Origin of the sequence: Hydrogenophaga sp., from assembly GCF_030651625.1 — a bacterium.
Classification (GTDB): Bacteria; Pseudomonadota; Gammaproteobacteria; order Burkholderiales; family Burkholderiaceae_C; genus Hydrogenophaga.
The window spans coordinates 198,684-220,006 of record NZ_JAUSCF010000006.1 but is presented as its reverse complement, the minus strand read 5'-3'; the positions used below and the strand labels follow the sequence as shown (position 1 = coordinate 220,006).

General features: G+C 61.2%; 21 protein-coding genes. 16 read left to right on the top strand and 5 right to left on the bottom strand.

Annotated elements, in window-relative coordinates; translation table 11 throughout:
- Positions 1-34 precede the first annotated feature (34 nt).
- The 16 genes from Q7V46_RS02590 to Q7V46_RS02515 all read left to right on the top strand — a co-directional run bounded on the left by Q7V46_RS02590 (position 35) and on the right by Q7V46_RS02515 (position 17,042).
- A complete protein-coding gene (locus Q7V46_RS02590; protein ID WP_304911929.1) occupies positions 35-739 on the top strand; it encodes a succinate dehydrogenase iron-sulfur subunit in 705 nt (234 codons plus the stop codon).
- 22 nt (positions 740-761) lie between these two features.
- Positions 762-1,061, top strand: coding sequence for a succinate dehydrogenase assembly factor 2 (locus tag Q7V46_RS02585; RefSeq protein WP_304911928.1), 300 nt, complete (start codon positions 762-764; stop codon positions 1,059-1,061).
- A 13-nt stretch (positions 1,062-1,074) separates the two neighbouring features.
- Complete coding sequence (locus tag Q7V46_RS02580) at positions 1,075-2,379, top strand: citrate synthase (protein WP_304911927.1); 1,305 nt, start codon at positions 1,075-1,077, stop codon at positions 2,377-2,379.
- A gap of 159 nt (positions 2,380-2,538) precedes the next feature.
- Positions 2,539-3,489, top strand: a complete 951-nt coding sequence (locus tag Q7V46_RS02575; RefSeq protein WP_304911926.1) for a LysR family transcriptional regulator — start codon at positions 2,539-2,541, stop codon at positions 3,487-3,489.
- Positions 3,490-3,518: 29 nt separating this feature from the next.
- Positions 3,519-4,940 (top strand): 3-isopropylmalate dehydratase large subunit, encoded by a 1,422-nt coding sequence (gene leuC / locus Q7V46_RS02570; protein ID WP_304911925.1) that lies wholly within the window; start codon positions 3,519-3,521, stop codon positions 4,938-4,940.
- A 48-nt stretch (positions 4,941-4,988) separates the two neighbouring features.
- Positions 4,989-5,315: a hypothetical protein gene (locus Q7V46_RS02565; RefSeq protein WP_304911924.1), complete on the top strand. Its 327-nt coding sequence runs from the start codon at positions 4,989-4,991 to the stop codon at positions 5,313-5,315.
- Between the two features lie 13 nt (positions 5,316-5,328).
- Positions 5,329-5,973 carry a 3-isopropylmalate dehydratase small subunit gene (gene leuD / locus Q7V46_RS02560; protein ID WP_304911923.1) on the top strand — a complete coding sequence of 215 codons (645 nt, stop codon included), beginning with the start codon at positions 5,329-5,331 and terminating at the stop codon, positions 5,971-5,973.
- A 112-nt stretch (positions 5,974-6,085) separates the two neighbouring features.
- Positions 6,086-7,156 carry a 3-isopropylmalate dehydrogenase gene (leuB, locus tag Q7V46_RS02555; RefSeq protein WP_304911922.1) on the top strand — a complete coding sequence of 357 codons (1,071 nt, stop codon included), beginning with the start codon at positions 6,086-6,088 and terminating at the stop codon, positions 7,154-7,156.
- Between the two features lie 459 nt (positions 7,157-7,615).
- On the top strand, positions 7,616-8,746 hold the full coding sequence (gene asd / locus Q7V46_RS02550; protein WP_304911921.1) for an aspartate-semialdehyde dehydrogenase: 1,131 nt from the start codon (positions 7,616-7,618) through the stop codon (positions 8,744-8,746).
- Positions 8,747-9,009: 263 nt separating this feature from the next.
- A complete protein-coding gene (locus Q7V46_RS02545) occupies positions 9,010-11,601 on the top strand; it encodes a FimV/HubP family polar landmark protein (protein WP_304911920.1) in 2,592 nt (863 codons plus the stop codon).
- Between the two features lie 52 nt (positions 11,602-11,653).
- Positions 11,654-12,460: a tRNA pseudouridine(38-40) synthase TruA gene (gene truA / locus Q7V46_RS02540; RefSeq protein WP_304912032.1), complete on the top strand. Its 807-nt coding sequence runs from the start codon at positions 11,654-11,656 to the stop codon at positions 12,458-12,460.
- 97 nt (positions 12,461-12,557) lie between these two features.
- The gene (locus tag Q7V46_RS02535) at positions 12,558-13,244 is read left to right on the top strand and encodes a phosphoribosylanthranilate isomerase (protein ID WP_304912031.1); all 687 of its coding nucleotides are present in this window, start codon (positions 12,558-12,560) and stop codon (positions 13,242-13,244) included.
- A gap of 43 nt (positions 13,245-13,287) precedes the next feature.
- Positions 13,288-14,634, top strand: coding sequence for a tryptophan synthase subunit beta (gene trpB / locus Q7V46_RS02530; RefSeq protein WP_304911919.1), 1,347 nt, complete (start codon positions 13,288-13,290; stop codon positions 14,632-14,634).
- A complete protein-coding gene (trpA, locus tag Q7V46_RS02525) occupies positions 14,631-15,440 on the top strand; it encodes a tryptophan synthase subunit alpha (protein WP_304911918.1) in 810 nt (269 codons plus the stop codon). The genes trpB and trpA overlap by 4 nt, the downstream gene beginning before the upstream one ends.
- Before the next feature lie 46 nt (positions 15,441-15,486).
- A complete protein-coding gene (gene accD, locus Q7V46_RS02520) occupies positions 15,487-16,365 on the top strand; it encodes an acetyl-CoA carboxylase, carboxyltransferase subunit beta (protein ID WP_304911917.1) in 879 nt (292 codons plus the stop codon).
- A complete protein-coding gene (locus Q7V46_RS02515; protein ID WP_304911916.1) occupies positions 16,362-17,042 on the top strand; it encodes an LON peptidase substrate-binding domain-containing protein in 681 nt (226 codons plus the stop codon). Before accD ends, Q7V46_RS02515 begins: the two co-directional genes overlap by 4 nt.
- A 22-nt stretch (positions 17,043-17,064) precedes the next feature.
- Here the strand turns inward: Q7V46_RS02515 and nagZ are convergent, their stop codons facing one another.
- From nagZ to era, 5 genes are all read right to left on the bottom strand, one after another.
- Entirely contained in the window at positions 17,065-18,156 is a 1,092-nt protein-coding gene (gene nagZ / locus Q7V46_RS02510) for a beta-N-acetylhexosaminidase (protein ID WP_304911915.1), read from the bottom strand.
- A 22-nt stretch (positions 18,157-18,178) separates the two neighbouring features.
- Entirely contained in the window at positions 18,179-18,583 is a 405-nt protein-coding gene (gene acpS / locus Q7V46_RS02505; RefSeq protein WP_304912030.1) for a holo-ACP synthase, read from the bottom strand.
- A gap of 33 nt (positions 18,584-18,616) precedes the next feature.
- Positions 18,617-19,405 (bottom strand): pyridoxine 5'-phosphate synthase, encoded by a 789-nt coding sequence (locus Q7V46_RS02500; protein ID WP_304911914.1) that lies wholly within the window; start codon positions 19,403-19,405, stop codon positions 18,617-18,619.
- Positions 19,402-20,220, bottom strand: a complete 819-nt coding sequence (recO, locus tag Q7V46_RS02495; protein WP_304911913.1) for a DNA repair protein RecO — start codon at positions 20,218-20,220, stop codon at positions 19,402-19,404. Before recO ends, Q7V46_RS02500 begins: the two co-directional genes overlap by 4 nt.
- A gap of 81 nt (positions 20,221-20,301) precedes the next feature.
- Positions 20,302-21,270 (bottom strand): GTPase Era, encoded by a 969-nt coding sequence (era, locus tag Q7V46_RS02490; protein WP_304912029.1) that lies wholly within the window; start codon positions 21,268-21,270, stop codon positions 20,302-20,304.
- Positions 21,271-21,323: the final 53 nt, after the last annotated feature.

Here is a 21,323-nt window from a genome sequence, read left to right as displayed (position 1 = left end):
ACGCTTCGCTCCCAAGACGCACAGAGAAAACACCATGGCCAAACGCACATTCAAGATCTACCGCTACGACCCCGAAAAGGATGCCAAGCCTTACATGCAGTCCATCGAAGTTGAACTCGACGGACACGAGCGCATGCTGCTTGATGCGCTGATGAAGCTCAAGGCAGTGGACCCGTCCATCTCGTTCCGCCGCTCCTGCCGCGAAGGCGTGTGCGGTTCGGACGCAATGAACATCAATGGCAAGAACGGCCTGGCCTGCCTGACCAACATGAACACGCTGCCCGGCGTGATCACCCTCAAACCCCTGCCCGGTCTGCCTGTGGTGCGCGACCTGATCGTGGACATGACGCTGTTCTTCAAGCAGTACAACAGCATCAAGCCCTACCTGATCAACGATAGCGTGGCCCCAGAGAAGGAACGCCTGCAGAGCCCCGAAGAGCGGGACGAGCTCAATGGCCTGTACGAATGCATTCTCTGCGCCAGCTGCTCCACCAGTTGCCCCAGCTTCTGGTGGAATCCTGACAAGTTTGTCGGCCCTGCCGGCCTGTTGCAGGCCTATCGCTTCATCGCCGACAGCCGCGACGAAGGAACCGCAGAACGGCTTGACAACCTGGAAGATCCGTACCGCCTGTTCCGCTGCCACACCATCATGAACTGTGTCGACGTCTGCCCCAAAAATCTGAACCCGACCAAGGCCATCGGCAAGATCAAGGAAATGATGGTGATGCGTTCGGTCTGAGCGGTTTCCCTCCTGTATCCACATGAACGCCACCCCCACAGACGAACTGCTTGATGAGCGTGCCTGGAGCAAGCTCAGGTGGCGATGCCGGCGGGGACTGCTCGAAAACGATCTCTTCATTGAACGCTTCTTTGCCAAGCACGCAAGTGACTTGACCGTCAGGCAGGCTCAAGCTCTGGGAGTTCTAATGGACCTCTCAGACAACGATCTGCTTGATCTGTTGCTGGCCCGCAAAAGTCCCGAGGGCGACCTCGCCCGTGATGACATCACGAACGTACTGGGCATGCTTCGCACTGCCCGGCCATCCGTCTCAGACGCCTAGAAAAGGATTTCGCATGAAACTCGTCGACAACAAAGCCACCCTCTCCTTCTCCAACGGCAGTCCCAGCGTCGAATTGCCGGTGTACGCGGGCAGCATCGGGCCCGACGTGGTCGACATCCGCAAGCTGTACGCGCAAACGGGCATGTTCACCTACGATCCCGGTTTTCTGTCGACCGCCTCCTGCCAGTCGTCCATCACCTACATCGACGGCGACAAGGGCGAATTGCTCTACCGTGGCTACCCCATCGAACAGCTCGCCACGAATTGCGATTACCTCGACACCTGCCACCTGCTGCTCAACGGCGAGCTGCCCAACGCTCAGGAACGCACCGAATTCCACAAGCTCGTGACCAACCACACCATGGTCAACGAGCAGATGCAGTTCTTCCTGCGCGGTTTCCGCCGCGATGCCCACCCCATGGCCATCCTGACTGGTCTGGTGGGCGCGATGTCCGCCTTCTATCACGACAGCACCGACATCAACAATCCGGAACACCGGCACGTGGCTGCGATCCGCCTGATCGCCAAGATGCCCACCCTGGTGGCCATGGCATACAAATACAAGATCGGCCAGCCCTACATCTACCCGAAGAACAGCCTCAGCTACGCGGGCAACTTCCTGCGCATGATGTTCGGCACGCCCTGCGAAGAGTACGAAGTCAACCCCGTGCTTGAGCGTGCGCTGGACCGCATCTTCATCTTGCACGCCGATCACGAGCAGAACGCATCCACCTCCACGGTTCGCCTGTGTGCATCGTCCGGGACCAACCCGTTTGCTGCCATCGCAGCCGGCGTGGCCTGCCTCTGGGGCCCTGCTCACGGTGGCGCCAACGAAGCCTGCCTGAACATGCTGGAAGACATTCAGGCTCAGGGGGGCGTGTCCAAGGTGGGTGAGTTCATGGAAAAGGTCAAGGACAAGAACTCCGGCGTCAAGCTCATGGGCTTCGGGCACCGGGTCTACAAGAACTACGACCCCCGCGCCAAGCTCATGCAGGAAACCTGCAATGAAGTCCTTGTGGAACTGGGCCTTGAAAACGATCCGCTCTTCAAGCTCGCCAAGGAACTGGAGAAGATCGCACTGGAAGACGAGTACTTCGTCAGCCGCAAGCTCTACCCCAACGTCGACTTCTATTCCGGTATCGTCCAGCGCGCCATCGGTATTCCGGTCAACCTGTTCACCGGTATCTTCGCGCTGGCCCGCACCGTCGGCTGGATCGCGCAACTCAACGAGATGATCGGCGACCCCGAGTACAAGATTGGCCGTCCGCGCCAACTCTTCACAGGCTCCGAGCGCCGCGACGTCAAGCCGCTGGCCTGAGTCCATTCCGCCCCGGACCCTGTCCGGCAGAAAAAACCCGCCTGGCGCAAGCCATGCGGGTTTTCTTTTTGGCGGCGCCTCTCATCGCCAAATACGATGGCACGACCGCACAAAAGAGAGGAAAATCACCAATTCATCGTCATTCGCGATGGCTAACGCATGAATTTCCCGGACCGCAGCTTCGTTCGCCGCATCGACCTCACCTCACTCCAGCTCTATGTGGCGGTGTGCGAGCGCGGCAGCATCGGCAAGGCAGCGGAGCTGGCGTTCATGGCCACATCGGCGGTCAGCAAGCGGTTGTCTGACCTGGAAAGCACCGTGGGCAGCAGGCTGCTCGACCGCCACGCCCGAGGAGCCACCCCCACTCCGGCAGGCCAGAGCCTGCTGCACCATGCACGGTCGGTCCTGTTCAGCCTCGACAAGATGCAGGGCGAACTCTCTGAATACGCCGACGGGGTGCGTGGCCACGTGCGGGTGCACGCCAACATCTCGGCCATCGTGCAGTTTCTGCCTGAGGATCTGGGCACCTTCATCGCTCGCCACGAAGGCATCAAGATCGACCTGGAAGAACACCTGTCCACCGAAGTGATTCGGGCCGTGCACGAAGGCGCGGCCGATCTGGGCATCTGTCACACCCGTTCTTCCGGCCAGCCGAACAACCTGCAGACCCGCAGGTACCGGCAAGACCAGCTCACCCTCGTGGTGCCAATCCACCACCCTTTGGCACAACACGAATCACTAGTTTTTGCCGACAGCCTGGCGTGGGACCATGTGGGTCTGCATGCCAACAGCTCCATCTATCTGGCAATGCACGCGGCAGCCGCTACCGCCGGCCGCAGCATCCGGCTGCGCATCCGCGTGACCGGCCTTGACGCGATGTGTCGCATGATCCACAACGGCCTGGGCGTTGGTCTCATGCCGCAAAGGGCATTCGAGCTGATGCACGGTGTGGGGGACCTCACCTGCGTGGCGCTGACCGATGACTGGGCCACCCGCCAGATCGACCTCGTGGCACGCGACTTTGCCACGCTGCCAGCGTCGGCCCGCCTGCTGGTGAACCACCTGGCACAGAGCTCCCACACCACACCTGTTTCCAACACCCCCACATAAAATCGCCCCAACAGAAGGAATACCGATCCATGCCACGCACGCTCTACGACAAAATCTGGGACGAACACGTCGTCCACACCGAAGAAGACGGCACCTCCGTCCTCTACATCGACCGCCATCTGGTGCACGAAGTCACCAGCCCACAGGCCTTCGAAGGCCTGCGTCAGGCAGGGCGCAAAATGTGGCGCGTGAGTTCGGTGGTGGCCACCGCCGACCACAACACCCCCACCACCGGCTGGGAGCTCGGCTACGACGGCATCACCGATCCGATCAGCAAGGAGCAGATCACCACGCTGGACAGCAACATCGCACAATACGGTGCGGCGGCTTTCTTCCCTTTCATGTCCAAACGGCAAGGCATCGTGCATGTGATCGGCCCGGAAAACGGCGCCACGCTGCCAGGTATGACGGTGGTCTGCGGCGACTCGCACACTTCCACACACGGCGCCTTCGGCGCGCTGGCCCACGGCATCGGCACCAGCGAAGTCGAACACGTCATGGCGACCCAGACCTTGCTGGCCAAAAAGGCCAAGAACATGCTGGTCAAGGTGGAGGGCCAACTGGTCAAGGGGGTCACCGCCAAAGACATCGTGCTGGCCATCATCGGCAAGATCGGTACGGCCGGCGGCACAGGCTACACCATCGAATTCGGTGGCAGTGCCATCCGCTCACTCAGCGTGGAGGGCCGTATGACGGTCTGCAACATGGCCATCGAGGGAGGCGCCCGCGCCGGCCTGGTGGCCGTGGACGAAAAAACCATTGAATACGTGCGTGGTCGTCCGCTCTCGCCCACGGGCATGGAATGGGACCAGGCCGTGGTCTACTGGAAAACACTGTTCTCTGATCCGGATGCAAAGTTCGATGCCGTGGTCGAACTGGACGCCAGCCAGATCGTGCCGCAAATCACCTGGGGTACCTCGCCTGAAATGGTGCTCGGCGTGGATGGCCAGGTGCCCGACCCCGACAAGGAAAAGGACGCCAACAAACGCGGAGCGATCGAGCGCGCATTGAGCTACATGGCACTTGAACCCGGTAAACCGCTGACCGACATCTTCGTTGACAAAGTTTTCATCGGATCGTGCACCAACAGCCGCATCGAAGACATGCGCGAAGCCGCTGCGGTGGTCAAGAAGCTCGGGCAGAAGGTGGCCAAGAACATCAAACTGGCGATGGTCGTGCCCGGCTCCGGACTGGTCAAGGAACAGGCCGAACGCGAGGGCCTTCACGAAATCTTCAAGGCCGCCGGCTTCGAATGGCGTGAACCCGGTTGTTCCATGTGCCTGGCCATGAACGCCGACCGGCTGGAGCCGGGGGAGCGCTGCGCTTCCACCAGCAACCGCAACTTTGAAGGCCGTCAAGGTGCGGGCGGCCGCACCCATCTGGTGTCGCCTGCCATGGCTGCGGCCGCCGCAGTCACCGGTCATTTCATCGACATCCGCACCATCGCCTGATTTCGGCTTTGTCCCTTCAAAAATTCATTGCCGTCGCTGGAGGCTCTCATGAAGCACCTTGCCCTCATCTGCACCGTTGTACCCGTGCTCATTTCGCTGTCAGCTTGCCAACCGCTGTCCAGGGTCGAGCAGGGCGCCAGCCAAGCCGGTCAGGCAGCTGGTCGCGGTATTGAGCGCGCCGCAGAGGCCACCGGACGCGGGGTTGACCGCGCCGTGGGCGCCACGGGCCGTGGCATCGAGCGCGCCGTGGGCGCTACCGAGCGAGGTGTCGGACGGGCTGCAGATGCCACCGGGCGTGGCCTGGAGCGAGCCGGTGAAGCCACAGGGCGCGGGCTCGAGCGGGCTGGCGAGAAGATTGAAGAAGTGACCAAATAACTCCCCTCACATCATGCAAAAGTTCACCATTCACCAAGGCCTTGTGGCCCCCATGGACCGCGAGAACGTCGACACCGACGCCATCATCCCCAAGCAGTTCCTCAAGTCGATCCACAAGACCGGCTTCGGGCCCAACCTGTTCGACGAATGGCGCTACCTCGACAAGGGCGAGCCCGGCCAGGATCCCGCCAGCCGCAAGCCCAACCCCGACTTCGTGCTGAACCTTCCGCGCTACAAGGGCGCCTCCATTCTGCTGGCCCGCCGCAATTTCGGTTGCGGCTCCAGCCGCGAACACGCGCCCTGGGCCATCGACCAGTACGGCTTTCGTGCCGTAATCGCCCCCAGCTTCGCCGACATCTTCTTCAACAACTGCTTCAAGAACGGGTTGTTGCCAATCCAGTTGCCCGAAGCCACCGTCGACCAACTGTTCAACGAGGTGGCAGCCTTCCCTGGTTACCAACTCACCATCGACCTGGAACGCCAGGTGATCGTCAAGACACAGGGTGAAGAGATTCCGTTCGACGTTCAGGCCTTCCGCAAATACTGCCTGCTCAACGGACTGGACGACATCGGCTTGACCTTGCGCCACAAGGACAAGATTGCCACGTTCGAAAAAGAGCGTCTGGCCACCAAGCCCTGGCTCGCCAAAACCATGTAACACCCCCGCGCCGCTTGCGGCGTCTCCCCCTCAAGGGGGCGTTGCCAGTGACCCGGCAAAGCCAGTCCCACGGCAACCTCGACAAGAACCCCTTCATCTCCACCAAACCACCATGAAAATCGCAGTTCTCCCCGGTGACGGCATCGGCATCGAAATCGTCGCCGAAGCTGTCAAGGTCCTCAACGCGCTCGATCTGCCCTTCGAGATGGAGTCCGCGCTCGTGGGTGGCGCCGCCTATGAGGCACACGGTCATCCACTGCCCGACGCCACCCTGGATCTCGCGAGGTCGGCCGATGCCATCCTGTTCGGTGCGGTGGGCGACTGGAAATACGACAAGCTGGACCGCCCGCTGCGCCCCGAGCAGGCCATCCTGGGCCTGCGCAAGCACATGGGTCTGTTTGCCAATTTCCGCCCGGCGATCTGCTACGAACAGCTGGTGGGGGCATCCAGCCTCAAGCCCGAACTGATTTCCGGCCTCGACATCCTCATCATCCGCGAACTCACGGGCGACATCTATTTCGGCCAGCCGCGTGGCCGTCGTGTGGCCATCGATGGCCACTTCCCAGGTGCCGAAGAAGCCTTCGACACCATGCGCTACAGCCGCCCCGAGATCGAACGCATCGCCCGCGTGGCCTTTGAGGCCGCCCGCAAGCGCAGCAAAAAAGTCACCAGCGTGGACAAGGCCAACGTACTGGAAACCTTCCAGCTCTGGAAAGACGTGGTGACCGACGTGCACAAGGAATACCCGGACGTGGCGCTTGAGCACATGTACGTGGACAACGCCGCGATGCAGCTGGTCAAGGCGCCCAAGGCGTTCGACGTGGTGGTCACCGGCAACATGTTCGGCGACATCCTGTCAGACGAAGCGTCGATGCTGACAGGCTCCATCGGCATGTTGCCTTCCGCCAGCTTGAACGCGAACAACCAGGGGCTCTACGAACCCAGCCACGGCAGTGCACCTGATATCGCGGGCAAAGGCATTGCCAACCCTTTGGCCACCATCCTGAGCGCAGCCATGATGCTGCGCTTCAGTCTGAACCAGGAAGCCGCAGCCCAACGCATTGAAGCCGCCGTGCAAAAAGTGCTTGCCCTGGGGCTGCGCACACCAGACATTCACAGTGAAGGCACCACCAAGGTGGGCACTTCCCAGATGGGCGACGCGGTGGTCAAAGCGCTGAATTGAAACACCCCCGAGCCACTTCGCGCCACTTCGCGCCACACCCTCAAGGGTGCAGCACTGGCCGTCCGGCAAAGCCGGCCCGGCGGTGCCCCTTGGGCTGGACCGTTTCATTCGTCGTGGGTCGCGCGCTGCGCGGTGTAGCAACCGGTCTGATCGCTTCGGGCCATCGCGTTGGCACAAAAGGGCAACCCTGAGTTGCTCTTTTGTGCGGCCGAACATCGGGCGTAAAAACTTCGCTCAAGAAGGCATCAGCTACAATTTGAGGCTATGTTTGCCGCCCGCCCGTTTCAATTGAACATCGCATCCACCGCCCTGGTGGATGTGGCGTCGCGCGCAATCACCATCAAAACCACGACCATTAAGGGCTGATCCAGCCTGGTTCGTCGTGCGCCCTCCCTGGCCAGACGAGCCGGGCGGAACAGGTCGGTCGACACTGTTTTTAACTTTTGAAAGGGTGTTGGAATGAGCAAATTGGTAGGCTTGGTCGGCTGGCGCGGCATGGTGGGATCGGTGTTGATGGACCGCATGATCGAAGAGAACGACTTTGATCACATCGAACCCCTCTTCTTCTCCACGTCGAATGCAGGCGGGCAAGCGCCGGCCATGGCAAAGAACGAAACCAGACTGCAGGACGCCCACGACATCGGCGCCCTGAAGCGCTGCGACATCATCATCACCGCCCAAGGTGGCGACTACACCAGCGCGGTGTTTCCCAAGCTGCGCGCTGCCGGTTGGACCGGCCACTGGATCGATGCTGCGTCCACCCTCCGGATGGACAAGGACGCCGTCATCATTCTTGACCCGGTCAACATGCCGGTGATCAAGGACGCCCTTGCCAAGGGCGGCAAGAACTGGGTCGGCGGGAATTGCACGGTCAGCTGCATGCTCATGGGTGTGGGAGCGCTGTACAAGGCTGGTCTGGTGGAATGGATGAGCACCCAGACCTATCAGGCGGCTTCCGGTGGTGGCGCTCAGCACATGCGCGAACTGCTCACCCAGTACGGTACGCTCAACCAGGAAGTCAAAGCCCTGCTGGACGACCCCAAGAGCGCCATTCTGGAGATCGACCGCAAGGTGATCGCCAAGCAGCGTTCCCTCAGCACCGCAGAGACAGCCCATTTCGGCGTGCCACTGGGCGGATCACTGATCCCCTGGATCGACAAGGATCTCGGCAATGGCATGTCCAAAGAGGAATGGAAGGGCTTGGCCGAAACCAACAAGATTCTGGGCAAAGGCGAGGGTTCCGATGACGCGGTCATCCCTGTGGACGGCTTTTGCGTGCGCGTCGGTGCCATGCGCTGCCACAGCCAGGCGCTCACCTTCAAACTGAAAAAAGACGTGCCAGTGGCCGACCTTGAAGCCATGATTGCCGAAGACAACGCGTGGGTGAAGGTCGTACCGAATACCCGTGAAGACACGCTTCGTGATCTGACGCCAGTGGCCGTGACCGGCACCATGACCATCCCTGTGGGACGCATTCGCAAGCTTGCCATGGGCCCGGAATATGTGGGTGCCTTCACCATAGGCGACCAGCTGCTCTGGGGTGCAGCCGAACCCTTGCGGCGCATGCTCAGGATCCTGCTGGCCGCTTGATTGTTTCAAGATGAGAGTGCCGACACGCCCCGCCCCCGCACCATTCGCGTTGCGAAGTAGCAACGTGAATGGGGGGTCGCAGGCGACGGAAGGCAGGCAATGAAACTCAAGCGGATTCTCAGCTTGTCACTGTAATGCGTTGATGTTAAGGTCATTTCTCGGATTTTTACGTCGAGGTTCAAGTGCCATCCAACTCCCGTCACACCCATTCTTCCCCGGTCAAAACCCATAGAGTGGGCACCGAATCTCGCGGTCTAACGCGGATGCATTCGGTTGCGATTGCGGCATTGCTTTGTGCTGGCCTGGCACAGCACGCAGACGTTCAGGCGCTCGCACTTGGGCGCATCGTGGTGCAATCCGCGCTGGGCGAGCCACTGCGCGCGCAGATCGACATTCCGGAAATCAATGCGGATGAAGCGTCCACCCTCACGGTGGGGCTGGCGTCAGGTGACGCATTCAGCGCTGCGGGCATGGACTTCAACCCCGCGTTGAGCAACCTTCAGATCACACTGCAGCGCCGCCCAGATGGCCGCGCCTACCTCCAGCTCTCTAGCACCCGGCCGGTCACAGAACCGTTTGTTGACCTGATCGTGGAAGCGAACTGGTCATCTGGCCGCATCGTCCGCGATTACACGCTGCTGTTTGATCCACCCCGACTGCGCGCAGCAACGCCAGTGGCCCCGGTCGCACCTGGCATTTCTGCACCTGCCAGACCGGCGGCCCCAGCCGCGACCGCACCGTCAGCACCCGCTGCTCCGATCACCCAGCAGGTTCAACCGCCATCGGCTCCTGCGGCAACCAGCCTGCCACCCGCCCAGGCGCCTTCAGGACCCAGTTCGCGTGTCAGCGTGGTATCGGGTGACACGGCAGGACGCATTGCAGAAGCCAACCGGCCAGCCAATGTGTCGCTCGATCAGATGCTGGTCGCCATGCTGAGGTCGAACCCGCGCGCATTCATAGGAAACAACGTCAATCGGTTGCGCGCTGGCGTGGTTCTCGACCTGCCAAGCGCCGAAGAAGCCTCTGCCGTGGGAACTGGCGAAGCACGCCAGATCATCGCCGCCCAGAGCCGCGATTTCAACGAATTCCGCCGCCGGCTTGCCGGGGCCGCACCAGAGGCCGATGTAGGTCCGGCGGATCGACAGGCAGCCGGCAGTGTGCAAACCGAAGTGCAGGACGCCAGCCCCGCCGTCACTGCACCAGATCGTCTGACACTCTCCAAAGAGGCCACACCAGGACAGGTCGCGCCCGAAGCGCAGATTGCTCAGCAGCGGCAGGCGGAAGACGCATCCACCCGCGTGGCAGAACTGTCCCGGAACATTGAAGAACTGGCCCGGTTGCAGCCAGCGACGCCAGCAGCCCCGTCGGCACCCGCGGCAGAAGGAAGTGCCCCGGCTGGATCTGCTGACGGTCCCGCCTTGGTGGTGCCTGGGGCGCCTGCCACAGCCGCCGAACCTGTTGCAGCTGCCGACAGTGCGCCAGCCGGGCCTGCTGAAGCAGGGGCCGGACAAGAAACGGCTCCGCCAGTCACACCAGCTCCTGTTCTGGCGCCAGCGCCGGTTCCAGCGCCTCTCCCCGATGAGCCAAGCCTGATCGACAAGCTCAAGGACAACCCGCTGATCCTTCCACTGGCAGGCGGTCTGCTGGCATTGCTGGCCGGACTCGGTTTCTACCGCTTGCGGCAGCGCAACAAAGGCGCCAGCGTAGACAGCTCGTTCCTCGAGAGCCGACTGCAACCCGACTCCTTCTTCGGATCGAGTGGAGGTCAGCGCATCGACACCGCAGACGCCAGCGTGTCCGGATCTTCCATGGTGTATTCACCCAGCCAACTGGATGCTGCAGGTGATGTGGACCCCGTGGCAGAAGCTGACGTCTACCTCGCCTACGGCCGTGACCTTCAAGCCGAGGAAATTCTCAAGGAGGCCATGCGCAGCACCCCCACCCGTGTGGCGATTCATGTCAAGCTGCTTGAGATCTACGCCAAGCGTCGGGACGCCAAGGCATTTGAAGTGGTGGCAACGGAGGCTTACAACCTCACACAGGGCCAGGGTCCTGAGTGGGAGCATGCCTGCGATATTGGCAAGGAACTGGACCCATCCAACCCCTTGTACCAACCCGGAGGCAGTCCAGCGGTCAAGCTGGCAGCTGCGGCGGGCGTGGCAGGTGGAGCGCTCAATACCCAGCCCTTCATGAACAGCACGCAGTCCGCAGGCGGGGATGTCGAGGGTGGTTCCGGGCTGGACCTCGATTTTTCGTTCGATGATCCTGTCGAACCAGCAGGACTTGGCGATTCGATGCCAGCTCAGAGCGGGAGCGAGCCTGTCTCCGCATTGGACGATCTCAAATTCACTGAAGCACTGACCGATCTGCCCGACGAACCCGCAGCCGGCCCAACATCGAAGTCCATGGATTTCGATCTTGACTTTCCTTCTGAACCAGTGCCTTTGGCCAAATCGGATGAAGCAGAGCTGGTCGCCGAAGCGCCTCAGGACAACGCAATGGCGCCCACTTTCGATGAGAGCGAGGTATTGCCCGACTTCAGCGCAAGTGACGTACCGCTCATGAATCTGGATACGCCTCAAACTGAAGAGCAATCAGATGCAAATGCCGCCGAGTTGATGGCCTTCGACCTGAACGAACTCAATCTCGATCTTGACGATGGATCGAGTGCTGCACAGGTCGATGTCGAACAGGTCACCGAAGAGAGCCCGCTGGATACCAAACTGTCGCTGGCCGAGGAATTCCGTGCAATTGGCGATATGGAGGGCGCCCGCTCTCTGGCAGAAGAAGTGCTTGCTGAAGCGTCCGGCACACTCAAGACCAAAGCACGAACTTTCCTTTCGGATCTTGCCTGAGTCTGCGGCCTCTCCCCCGGCTCTCATCGACGATAGCCGGGCTGCTCCCTATCTGGTCTCAGCTGGGCAGTCTGCCCGCATTGCACTGGGTGTCAGCTACAACGGAGCCGGCTACGAAGGCTGGCAAAGCCAGCCAAGCGGGCGAACCATACAGGATCAGCTCGAACTGGCCTTGTCAAAGTTCACCGCCCAGAACAGGGTGAGCACACTGTGCGCCGGCCGTACCGATGCCGCTGTGCACGGCCTGATGCAGGTGGTTCACTTTGATTGCCCGGTCGAGCGTTCAGACGCCGCATGGGTGCGTGGCACCAACAGCTTTTTGCCATCAGACATCGCAGTCCAATGGGCTCGGCATGTCCCCTCCTCCTTTCATGCGCGCGCCAGCGCACAGTCGCGCCGCTACGCGTACGTGCTGCTGGAGTCACCCGTCAGACCCAGCGTGGAAGCGCGGCGCGTGGGCTGGGTGTTTCGGCCAATGCAACTGGAGCCCATGCGCCAAGCGTCGGAAATGCTGCTGGGGGAACATGACTTTTCATCGTTTCGCGCCTCCCGCTGCCAGGCCCTCTCGCCCGTCAAACGCATGCTGCGCATCGACATCCAGCGGCGAGGGGCCTACTGGCGTCTCGAATTCGAGGCCTCAGCCTTCCTGCACCACATGATCCGCAACATCATGGGCTGTCTTGTGGCCATCGGGACTGGCAGCCGGCCTGCAAGCTGGATGAACGAGGTGCTGGAGGCGAAATGCAGGGAGGTGGCAGCGCCCACGTTCGCCCCGGATGGTCTGTACTTCGTGGGGCCACGGTACGATCCAGCCTTGAACCTTCCCGTCCACACCGCTGCCTTCGACTGGCTGCCCTGAACCGTCCGGCACGGGCCGGATCCTCTTGCAACCGCCTCCACCACCTGCGCGCGCTTCCGCCCAAGCACAGAATCGGCGGCCTTTCCGGACAGACAACCTGCAGAACATGCCCATCCATCGAACCCGAATCAAGATCTGCGGCCTCACGCGAGAAGATGACGTGGACGCGGCAGTGCATGCAGGCGCTGATGCAATTGGATTCGTTCTCTATCCGTCCAGCCCCCGCGCTGTCACGCCAGCGCGGGCAGGCGAACTGGCTCGTCGCCTGCCTGCATTTGTCACGCCGGTGTTGCTGTTCGTCAATGCCACACGCGATCACGTTGATCAGGGATGCAGCGAAGTCCCGAACGCCTTGCTGCAGTTCCATGGGGACGAATCACCCGAAACCTGCAAAGCCGCTGCCCGGCCTTACCTGAGAGCGGCCAGAATTCCACCTGGCCCCGCCGGGGCCGGGTTCGATCTCCTAAAATACGCGCTCCAACATTCCGATGCCCAGGCCATCCTTCTTGACGCTCATGTCGAAGGTTATGGCGGCGGAGGGCAGACTTTTGACTGGACGGCTTTCCCTTGGTCACATCCGCATCTAAGCGCCAGCTCTCGCCTCGTTTTGTCTGGTGGACTCACGCCTGCAAACGTGATCGATGGCATCACTCTCGTACGGCCTTGGGCCGTTGACGTGAGCTCGGGTGTGGAGATGTCAAAGGGCATCAAGGACCGCACCAAAATGTTCGCTTTCGTGGCTGCCGTTCGCGCAGCCGATGCATTGATTGACCGTTCAGGCTGATCTCCTTGGGGAGTAGGCCCGGACCTCCGCTTCGGGACATCCCATGACCACTTACCAGCAACCCGATGCCAAAGGCCACTTTGGCATATATGGCGGCAGTTTCGTGAGCGAAACGCTCACCCACGCCATCAACGAATTGAAGGCCGCGTACGCCACGTACCAGAATGACCCTGAATTCCTCGCCGAATTCAACAGCGAGCTCGCCCACTTCGTGGGCAGGCCAAGCCCGGTCTACCACGCCGCGCGCATGAGCCGCGAGCAGGGTGGCGCGCAGATCTTCCTCAAGCGCGAAGACCTCAACCACACCGGCGCACACAAGGTCAACAACACCATAGGGCAGGCGATGCTCGCCAAGCGCATGGGCAAGCCACGCATCATTGCCGAAACCGGCGCAGGCCAGCATGGCGTTGCCACCGCCACCATCTGTGCCCGATATGGACTGGAATGCGTGGTCTACATGGGCAGCGAAGACGTCAAACGACAAAGCCCCAACGTCTACCGCATGAAACTGCTTGGCGCCACTGTGGTGCCGGTGGAAAGCGGCAGCAAGACCTTGAAAGACGCGCTCAACGAAGCCATGCGCGACTGGGTCGCCAATGTAGACAACACCTTCTACATCATCGGTACCGTGGCTGGTCCCCACCCCTACCCGATGATGGTGCGCGATTTCCAGAGCGTGATCGGCAAGGAGTGTCTGGTGCAGATGCCCGAGATGCTCATGCAAGCCGGTTGCAGTGGCGAACAGCCCGACGCGGTGGTGGCCTGTGTGGGCGGCGGCAGCAACGCCATGGGCATCTTTCACCCTTACATCGATCACACCCAGACCCGCCTGATCGGCGTTGAAGCGGCCGGTGAGGGAATCGACAGCGGTAAACACTCTGCCTCGTTGCAGAAGGGTAGTCCGGGCGTGCTGCATGGCAACCGCACCTATGTACTGCAGGACGACAACGGTCAGGTCACCGAAACACACAGCGTGAGCGCCGGCCTGGACTACCCCGGGGTAGGGCCAGAACACGCTTTCCTGAAGGACATTGGTCGTGCCGAGTATGTGGGCATCACCGACGCCGAAGCGCTCGAAGCATTTCACTACCTGTGCCGCACCGAAGGCATCATTCCGGCCCTGGAGTCGAGCCATGCCATTGCCTACGCCATGAAGCTGGCCAAGACCATGCGGCCCGACCAGTCGATTCTGGTCAACCTGTCTGGTCGGGGCGACAAGGACATCGGCACCGTGGCCGACCTCTCGCAAGCCGACTTCTATTGCAGGCCCAGTTGTCGTGGGCAGTCCGTCAAAGGCGGCATGGACGCTGCGCCCATACAGGTCGCGCCCAAGCTTGGCTCCGCACGCACTTCCCGAGCAAAGGGTGACAAAGCGGGGGCACCCCAATGAGCCGCATTGATACCGCTTTGAGCGCATTGAAAGCCCAGCACCGGAAGGCACTCATACCCTATGTCACCGCGGGGTTTCCTTATGCAGACATCACGCCAGACCTGATGCACGGCATGGTTGAAGCAGGTGCCGACGTGATCGAGCTGGGAGTGCCATTCTCTGATCCTTCGGCCGACGGGCCGGTCATACAGAAGGCGGGCGACCGCGCACTCGCGCTGGGCATCGGCCTGGTGCAGGTGCTGGCCATGGTCAAGACCTTTCGTGAGCGCGATACCACCACGCCCGTGGTGCTCATGGGCTACGCCAACCCGGTTGAGCGCTACGACCAGAAGCACGGCGCCAAGGCGTTCGTCAATGACGCCAGCGCTGCAGGTGTGGACGGTGTGCTCATCGTCGACTACCCACCAGAAGAGTGTGAAGACTTTGCGGCTGACCTGCGCTCGCGCGGCATGGACCTGATTTTTCTGCTTGCACCCACCTCCACAGACGAGCGCATGTCACAGGTGGCGCGCGTGGCCAGTGGCTATGTCTACTATGTTTCACTCAAAGGTGTCACGGGTGCCGGCACGCTGGACATTGGTCAGGTTGAGGCCATGTTGCCGCGCATTCGTGCGCATGTGAGCGTTCCGGTGGGTGTGGGTTTCGGGATTCGGGATGCCGAAACCGCCAGAGCCATCGGACGATCGGCCGATGCGGTGGTGATCGGAAGCAAAATCATCCAGTTGATCGAGAACGAACCACACGAAAAAGTCATCGCCGTGGCGTCGAATTTCCTTCGCACCATCCGAAAAGCGCTCGACGCATAATCCGCAATTCGTGGTCGGCACACGCCGCCCACGCAAAGGAGAATCCATGTCCTGGCTAGAAAAACTGCTGCCCCCAAAAATCACCCGCACCGATCCCACCGAACGCCGCAGCGTGCCAGAGGGCCTTTGGATCAAATGCCCCAGCTGCGAGGCTGTGCTCTACAAGAATGATCTTGAGAAAAACCAGAACGTATGCCCTCACTGCAGCCATCACCATCGGATCGGCGCCCGTGCGCGCCTGAATGCCTTTCTCGACGCTGAAGGCCGCTACGAACTGGCCCAGGAGGTGCTGCCGGTTGACGCACTCAAATTCAAGGACAGTCGCAAATACCCCGAGCGGCTGAATGAAGCACTGGACACCACAGGCGAAACCGACGCCCTCATCGTCATGGGCGGTGCCGTGCACGGCATCAGCCTGGTCACGGCCTGCTTCGAGTTTGATTTCATGGGCGGCTCCATGGGTTCGGTGGTCGGTGAGCGTTTTGTGCGCGGTGTGGAAGAAGCAATCGCACAAAAAGTGCCGTTTGTCTGCTTCACCGCAACCGGTGGGGCGCGCATGCAGGAGGGATTGCTGTCACTGATGCAGATGGCCAAGACCAATGCCGCTTTGACGCGACTGGCCAAGAAGGGCCTTCCCTACATCAGCGTGCTCACAGATCCCACCATGGGCGGCGTTTCGGCAGGCTTTGCCTTTCTGGGTGACGTGGTGATCGCAGAGCCCAAGGCATTGATCGGCTTCGCCGGTCCCAGGGTGATTGAAAACACCGTGCGGGTGAAGCTTCCCGAAGGGTTCCAGCGGGCCGAGTTCCTGCAGACAAAGGGTGCTGTCGATTTCATCTGTGACAGGCGCGAACTGCGCGCCACCATCGCCAGCACGCTGGCCATGTTGCAGCGCCAAAGCGCTGATGCGGTGGTCGTCGATTGACCTCGCGACCCGAGGCTGAACCGCTCACGCTGTCACAGCTGCCCCTGTTTCCACTCCAGACCGTGCTGTTTCCGGGCGGGTGGATGTCCTTGCGCATTTTTGAGGTGCGCTACCTCGACATGATTGGCCGCTGCCACAAGGCTGGGGCTCCGTTTGGCATTGTGGCACTCAGCGAAGGCAGCGAAGTGCGCCGGATCGATCCTCTGGCACCTCCCAGCGGAGACGGCTTTGCCAAGGAGGTGTTTCATTCCGTCGGGACCCTGGCGCAGATTGAAATGTTGGAGCGACCCCAGCCTGGGTTGATGCTGATCCGGTGTCGAGGCTTGCAGCGTTTTCATGTCAACCGCCGCCAGCAGCTGCAACACGGACTGTGGGTGGCCGACGTGCGACTGGACGCGCATGAAGCGACTGTTGCGGTGCCCGACCACCTTGCAAGTACCCGGGATGCGCTGCAGCGACTGTTGAACAACCTGCAAGAGCGTGACCCCGAGCAACTGAAAGAGCTGCCCATCCAGCCCCCCTACCATTGGGACGACAGTGGTTGGGTCGCCAACCGTTGGACCGAGCTGCTGCCGGCACCGACCGACCTCAAACAAAGGTTGATGGCGCTGGACAACCCGTTGCTGCGCCTGGAGCTGGTTTCCGATCTGCTAGAAAAGTTGGGGCTCGACGGCTGAACAGACGGCGCCTGTCAAGGCATCAAGGCAGCAGATTCATGGCCCGCATGTAGGGTTCGCTCACCATCAAGTCGTCCCATTCCGGTGCCTTGAAACGGGGCAACAATGCAAGGCGCCTTCCTTCACTGGACGAATTGGGCACCCATCGGCCCATGTAGATCGCTCGCGAAAGGGCCTCGATCGCATCATCGATGGGCGCGCCACCGTCGACGACCGACTGATTGCACAACACCACCATGTCAACACCCGCAGCGAGTGCGGCCAACGCGGCTTCTGCAAAGCCGACCTGCTGCCCATCGATGTGGCGCGCTGCTTCCATGCTCAGGTCATCGCTGAAGATCGCTCCGGTGAACCCGAGCTTTCGCCTCAACACGTCCTGCAACCAGCGTGCAGAAAATCCCGCCGGGCGCGAATCCACCCTGGGGTAAACCACGTGGGCTGGCATGACCGCCTGCAGACTGGCAGACAACCAGCCGTAGGGCGCGACATCTTCGGCCAGTATGCGTTTGAGACTTCTCGGGTCGACCGGGATGGCCTGGTGTGAGTCGGCACGAACGAAACCATGCCCCGGAAAGTGCTTGCCACAATTGGCCATGCCGCTTTGCAGCATTCCGTGCATCAGGCTTTGCGCCAACAGAGAAACGATCCGGGGGTCTCGCGCAAAAGATCGGTCGCCAATGACGGTGCTGCCGCCATGGTCAAGATCGAGGACAGGCGTGAAACTCAGGTCCACGCCGCAGGCGCGCAACTCGGCACCCAGCACATAGCCCACAGCCACGGCGGCATTGCATGCTCGCAATGCGGCTGCACCTTCCTCCCCATTTTTTTCTGCTGGTGCCATCCACAGCCGACCCAGCTCGGCCATGGGTGGCAGATGAGTGAAACCGTCGGTACGGAATCGCTGCACCCGCCCTCCCTCGTGGTCCACCGCGATCAGGAGGTCGCTTCGCACAGCCTTGATTTCCTGGCACAGCGCGGTCAGCTGGGCGCGATCGTGCCAGTTGCGTCCGAACAGCGTGACCCCTCCCACCAACGGATGGGCAAGTCGACGGCGGTCGTCAGGGTTGAGCCCGAAGCCGGCCACATCGATGATCAAAGGAGCTAGGGCGTGCATGGCTGAAGTATTGAGTGAACTGTCAAGGCGTGATCGAGTCCCGCTCCACGATCACGAAGCTTGCGGCGTAATCGGTTTCGTCGGTGACCGTCACGTGGGCGCGAAGGCCTTTGCCTTCAAACCAGCTCTTGAGGTCGCCATGGAGGACGATCACCGGTTGTCCGCTGGCCAGGTTTGCAATTTCGCAGCTTCGCCAGGTCATGGGCATGCGCATGCCCATGCCCACCGCTTTTGAGAAGGCTTCCTTGGCCGAAAACCGGGTGGCGAGATAGCGAAGACCTCGTTGCGGCCAACGTACGCTGCGCTGCTGCCAGACTGCAAATTCGGCATCGGCCAGCACCCGGCGAGCGAATCGTTCGCCCTGGCGTGTCCAGGTGGCCTCGATGCGCCGGATGTCGCAAATGTCGGTACCTATGCCGTAAATCATCTCGTGCCTGTTCAAGGATGGGGCTTCGTTGTCTCAGTTCGAGGACTCGTCCATGACACGACGATAGGCTCGAATGGTCGCGGCGTAACCCATTTCAAGGGCATCGGCGATCAATGCATGACCGATGGACACCTCTTGCACGCCTGGCACCTGGCGAAGAAACTCGGCCAGATTCTCCCGGTTGAGATCGTGACCGGCGTTCACACCCAGGCCAGCCGCCGCTGCGGCTCGCGCTGCGGCATGGAACCGTTCCAGCTGCAACGCGCGCGCGGAAGGCACATGCCAGGCGGCGGCATACGGCTCGGTGTAAAGCTCCACCCGGTCTGCGCCCACCTCGCGCGCAGCGTTCATGGATGCAGCCTCGGCATCCATGAAAAGGCTCACCCGCGCGCCCAGTGAATGCCCCTTTGCAATCAGTTCGCGAAGGGTTTCTGCGTCCTGCGGGAATGACCAACCATGATCACTCGTGAACTGGCCTTCGCTGTCGGGCACGAAAGTCAACTGGTGCAGGGGCAGTCCTCTTGCCTTGACCTCGTGCGCCACGCTCATCAGGTTGTGAAGTGGGTTGCCTTCAATGTTGAATTCCCGATCGGGCCATGACCGCATCAGTTCGCCCAGATCGAACACGTCGCTCAGGCGCACGTGGCGTTCGTCCGGTCGAGGGTGCACAGTGATGCCTTGTGCCCCGGCCTCCAGACACTGGATTGCCGCGCGGACCACAGATGGAATACCCAGATGGCGGGTGTTGCGAACCAGGGCCACCTTGTTCAGGTTGACAGACAAGGCCGTGCCGGAGACGCCGGGCGGTAGGGCTGCAGTCATGATGGGGCGGAGGATTTGTTGTGAACGGAGATCCGATCTTTGTCGAGCACGGACGGCGCGCTCACACGCATCATGGTCTGGACATCGATCATCAATTGCCGGGTCTTGAACACCCTGACGCCGCAATGGTAGTGCAGCAGGCCACGCAAAGGGATGCGCAGTGCTGCCATGCAAGAAGCACAAGCCCGCAGCGTGGCCAGAAAGGGACTGTCCCCTTCCATTGCACGGTACAGGCCCAGGCACTGCTCACCAGACAATGGGCTGCTGTCGCCAGCTTGCGCCATGCGCAGGCCGCTCTCGGGCGCAAGCACGTAAGAGGCTTCCGGATCCACGGCGATCATGGAGCTCCCATCCCGAGACAGATCTGGCAGCAGACCAGTCTCTTTCAACAACAAAAGCTCAAAAGCCCGCAGCAGAAGTTCCTGCGTGTCGCCCCGCTCCGCCAGCAACTGGACTGCCATGGCGTAGTGGTCAAAAAGGCGCTCGTGCGCATCATCTCTGGCCAGAAGACGCATCAGCAATTCATTGAGATAACTGCCTGACAGCAGCGCCTCACCGGTCGGCATGACGTGCCCACCCTGCCATTGCGCGGCCTTGAGCGTTCTGACCTCGGCATCTCCGCTCCAGCTCAGCAGCAGCGGTTGCAGCGGCAACAACACCGGGCGGAATTGAGAGGTGGGTCGCTTGACCCCTTTCGCCACCAAGGCGACGCGCCCATGGTGGCGGGCAAAGACTTCCAGAACAAGGCTCGACTCGCTCCAGTCGTACCGGTGCAGGACAAAAGCGGGTTCGTCGGCAAAACGGCGCGAAGCCATGTCAGGAGCTCATCAGCAAAAAATCAATCGCGCAGAGATCTGCGAATTTGGCTCTCGATACCGCTGAATGCGCTTCGACACTCATTCATAACCAAAGGAACGCACGCGAGCGTCGTCATCAGCCCAGCCAGACCGCACCTTCACCCAGAGCTCCAGGAACACCTTGCAGTCCCAGAGTTTCTCAAGCTCTTGTCGGGCTTCGGTTCCGATGCGCTTGAGCTTTTCGCCCTTGTCACCAATGACCATGCCTTTGTGACCTTCGCGCTCCACCACGATGGTGGCAGCGATCCGTTTGAGTCGTCCTTCTTCTTCGAACTTGTCGATGATCACGGTCGAGGTGTAGGGCAGTTCATCACCTGTGAGCCGGAACAGCTTCTCACGTACCATTTCGCTGGCCATGAAGCGCTCGCTCCGGTCGGTCAGGTCGTCGGGGCTGTGCATCCAGGGTTGCTGGGGAAGGTATTTCTCGCAAATACCGAAAAGCCGCTCGATGTCCTTGGCCGTTTTGGCCGACATCGGAACAAACTCGGCAAAGGAATGGCGTTCCTGCATGGCGCGCAGCCAGGGAGCAAGTTCACCTCGGCGGTGAACCAGATCGAACTTGTTGGCCACGAGAATGGCGGGCACGTTGGCGGGCAGCAGCGACAGCACCTTGGCGTCCGCCAGATTGAACTGCCCGGCTTCCACCACGAACAGGATCAGATCCACATCACTGACGGCACCGAGCACTGTCTTGTTGAGCGCCCGATTCAAGGCATTGCCGTGCCGGGTCTGGAAGCCGGGTGTGTCAACGAAAACAAACTGGGAAGCCCCTAGCGTGCGCATGCCGGTGATACGGTGGCGCGTGGTCTGGGCCTTGCGCGACGTGATGCTGACCTTCTGGCCCACAAGCGCGTTGAGCAGCGTGGATTTCCCGACGTTGGGTTTGCCTACGATGGCAACGTAACCACACCGCTGCATTTCAGGATCTACCGCCTCAGGTACCTCGCCCGCATGGGAATCAACGCCATCCGCTGGCGCACCGGGTTTACCCAGCGCACGGGCCAGCATGGCATCGAGCTCGGTGCTGGCGCCCGGATCAGCGGGAGCGGCGTTCGACTGTG

Bases quoted from the DNA above. Each gene is read 5' to 3' on its own strand.
- Q7V46_RS02590 (WP_304911929.1), top strand. From the start codon at position 35: ATGGCCAAACGCACATTCAAGATCTACCGCTACGACCCCGAAAAGGAT.
- Q7V46_RS02585 (WP_304911928.1), top strand. From the start codon at position 762: ATGAACGCCACCCCCACAGACGAACTGCTTGATGAGCGTGCCTGGAGC.
- Q7V46_RS02580 (WP_304911927.1), top strand. From the start codon at position 1,075: ATGAAACTCGTCGACAACAAAGCCACCCTCTCCTTCTCCAACGGCAGT.
- Q7V46_RS02575 (WP_304911926.1), top strand. From the start codon at position 2,539: ATGAATTTCCCGGACCGCAGCTTCGTTCGCCGCATCGACCTCACCTCA.
- leuC (WP_304911925.1), top strand. From the start codon at position 3,519: ATGCCACGCACGCTCTACGACAAAATCTGGGACGAACACGTCGTCCAC.
- Q7V46_RS02565 (WP_304911924.1), top strand. From the start codon at position 4,989: ATGAAGCACCTTGCCCTCATCTGCACCGTTGTACCCGTGCTCATTTCG.
- leuD (WP_304911923.1), top strand. From the start codon at position 5,329: ATGCAAAAGTTCACCATTCACCAAGGCCTTGTGGCCCCCATGGACCGC.
- leuB (WP_304911922.1), top strand. From the start codon at position 6,086: ATGAAAATCGCAGTTCTCCCCGGTGACGGCATCGGCATCGAAATCGTC.
- asd (WP_304911921.1), top strand. From the start codon at position 7,616: ATGAGCAAATTGGTAGGCTTGGTCGGCTGGCGCGGCATGGTGGGATCG.
- Q7V46_RS02545 (WP_304911920.1), top strand. From the start codon at position 9,010: ATGCATTCGGTTGCGATTGCGGCATTGCTTTGTGCTGGCCTGGCACAG.
- trpB (WP_304911919.1), top strand. From the start codon at position 13,288: ATGACCACTTACCAGCAACCCGATGCCAAAGGCCACTTTGGCATATAT.
- trpA (WP_304911918.1), top strand. From the start codon at position 14,631: ATGAGCCGCATTGATACCGCTTTGAGCGCATTGAAAGCCCAGCACCGG.
- accD (WP_304911917.1), top strand. From the start codon at position 15,487: ATGTCCTGGCTAGAAAAACTGCTGCCCCCAAAAATCACCCGCACCGAT.
- nagZ (WP_304911915.1), bottom strand. From the start codon at position 18,156: ATGCACGCCCTAGCTCCTTTGATCATCGATGTGGCCGGCTTCGGGCTC.
- acpS (WP_304912030.1), bottom strand. From the start codon at position 18,583: ATGATTTACGGCATAGGTACCGACATTTGCGACATCCGGCGCATCGAG.
- Q7V46_RS02500 (WP_304911914.1), bottom strand. From the start codon at position 19,405: ATGACTGCAGCCCTACCGCCCGGCGTCTCCGGCACGGCCTTGTCTGTC.
- recO (WP_304911913.1), bottom strand. From the start codon at position 20,220: ATGGCTTCGCGCCGTTTTGCCGACGAACCCGCTTTTGTCCTGCACCGG.
- era (WP_304912029.1), bottom strand. From the start codon at position 21,270: ATGCTGGCCCGTGCGCTGGGTAAACCCGGTGCGCCAGCGGATGGCGTT.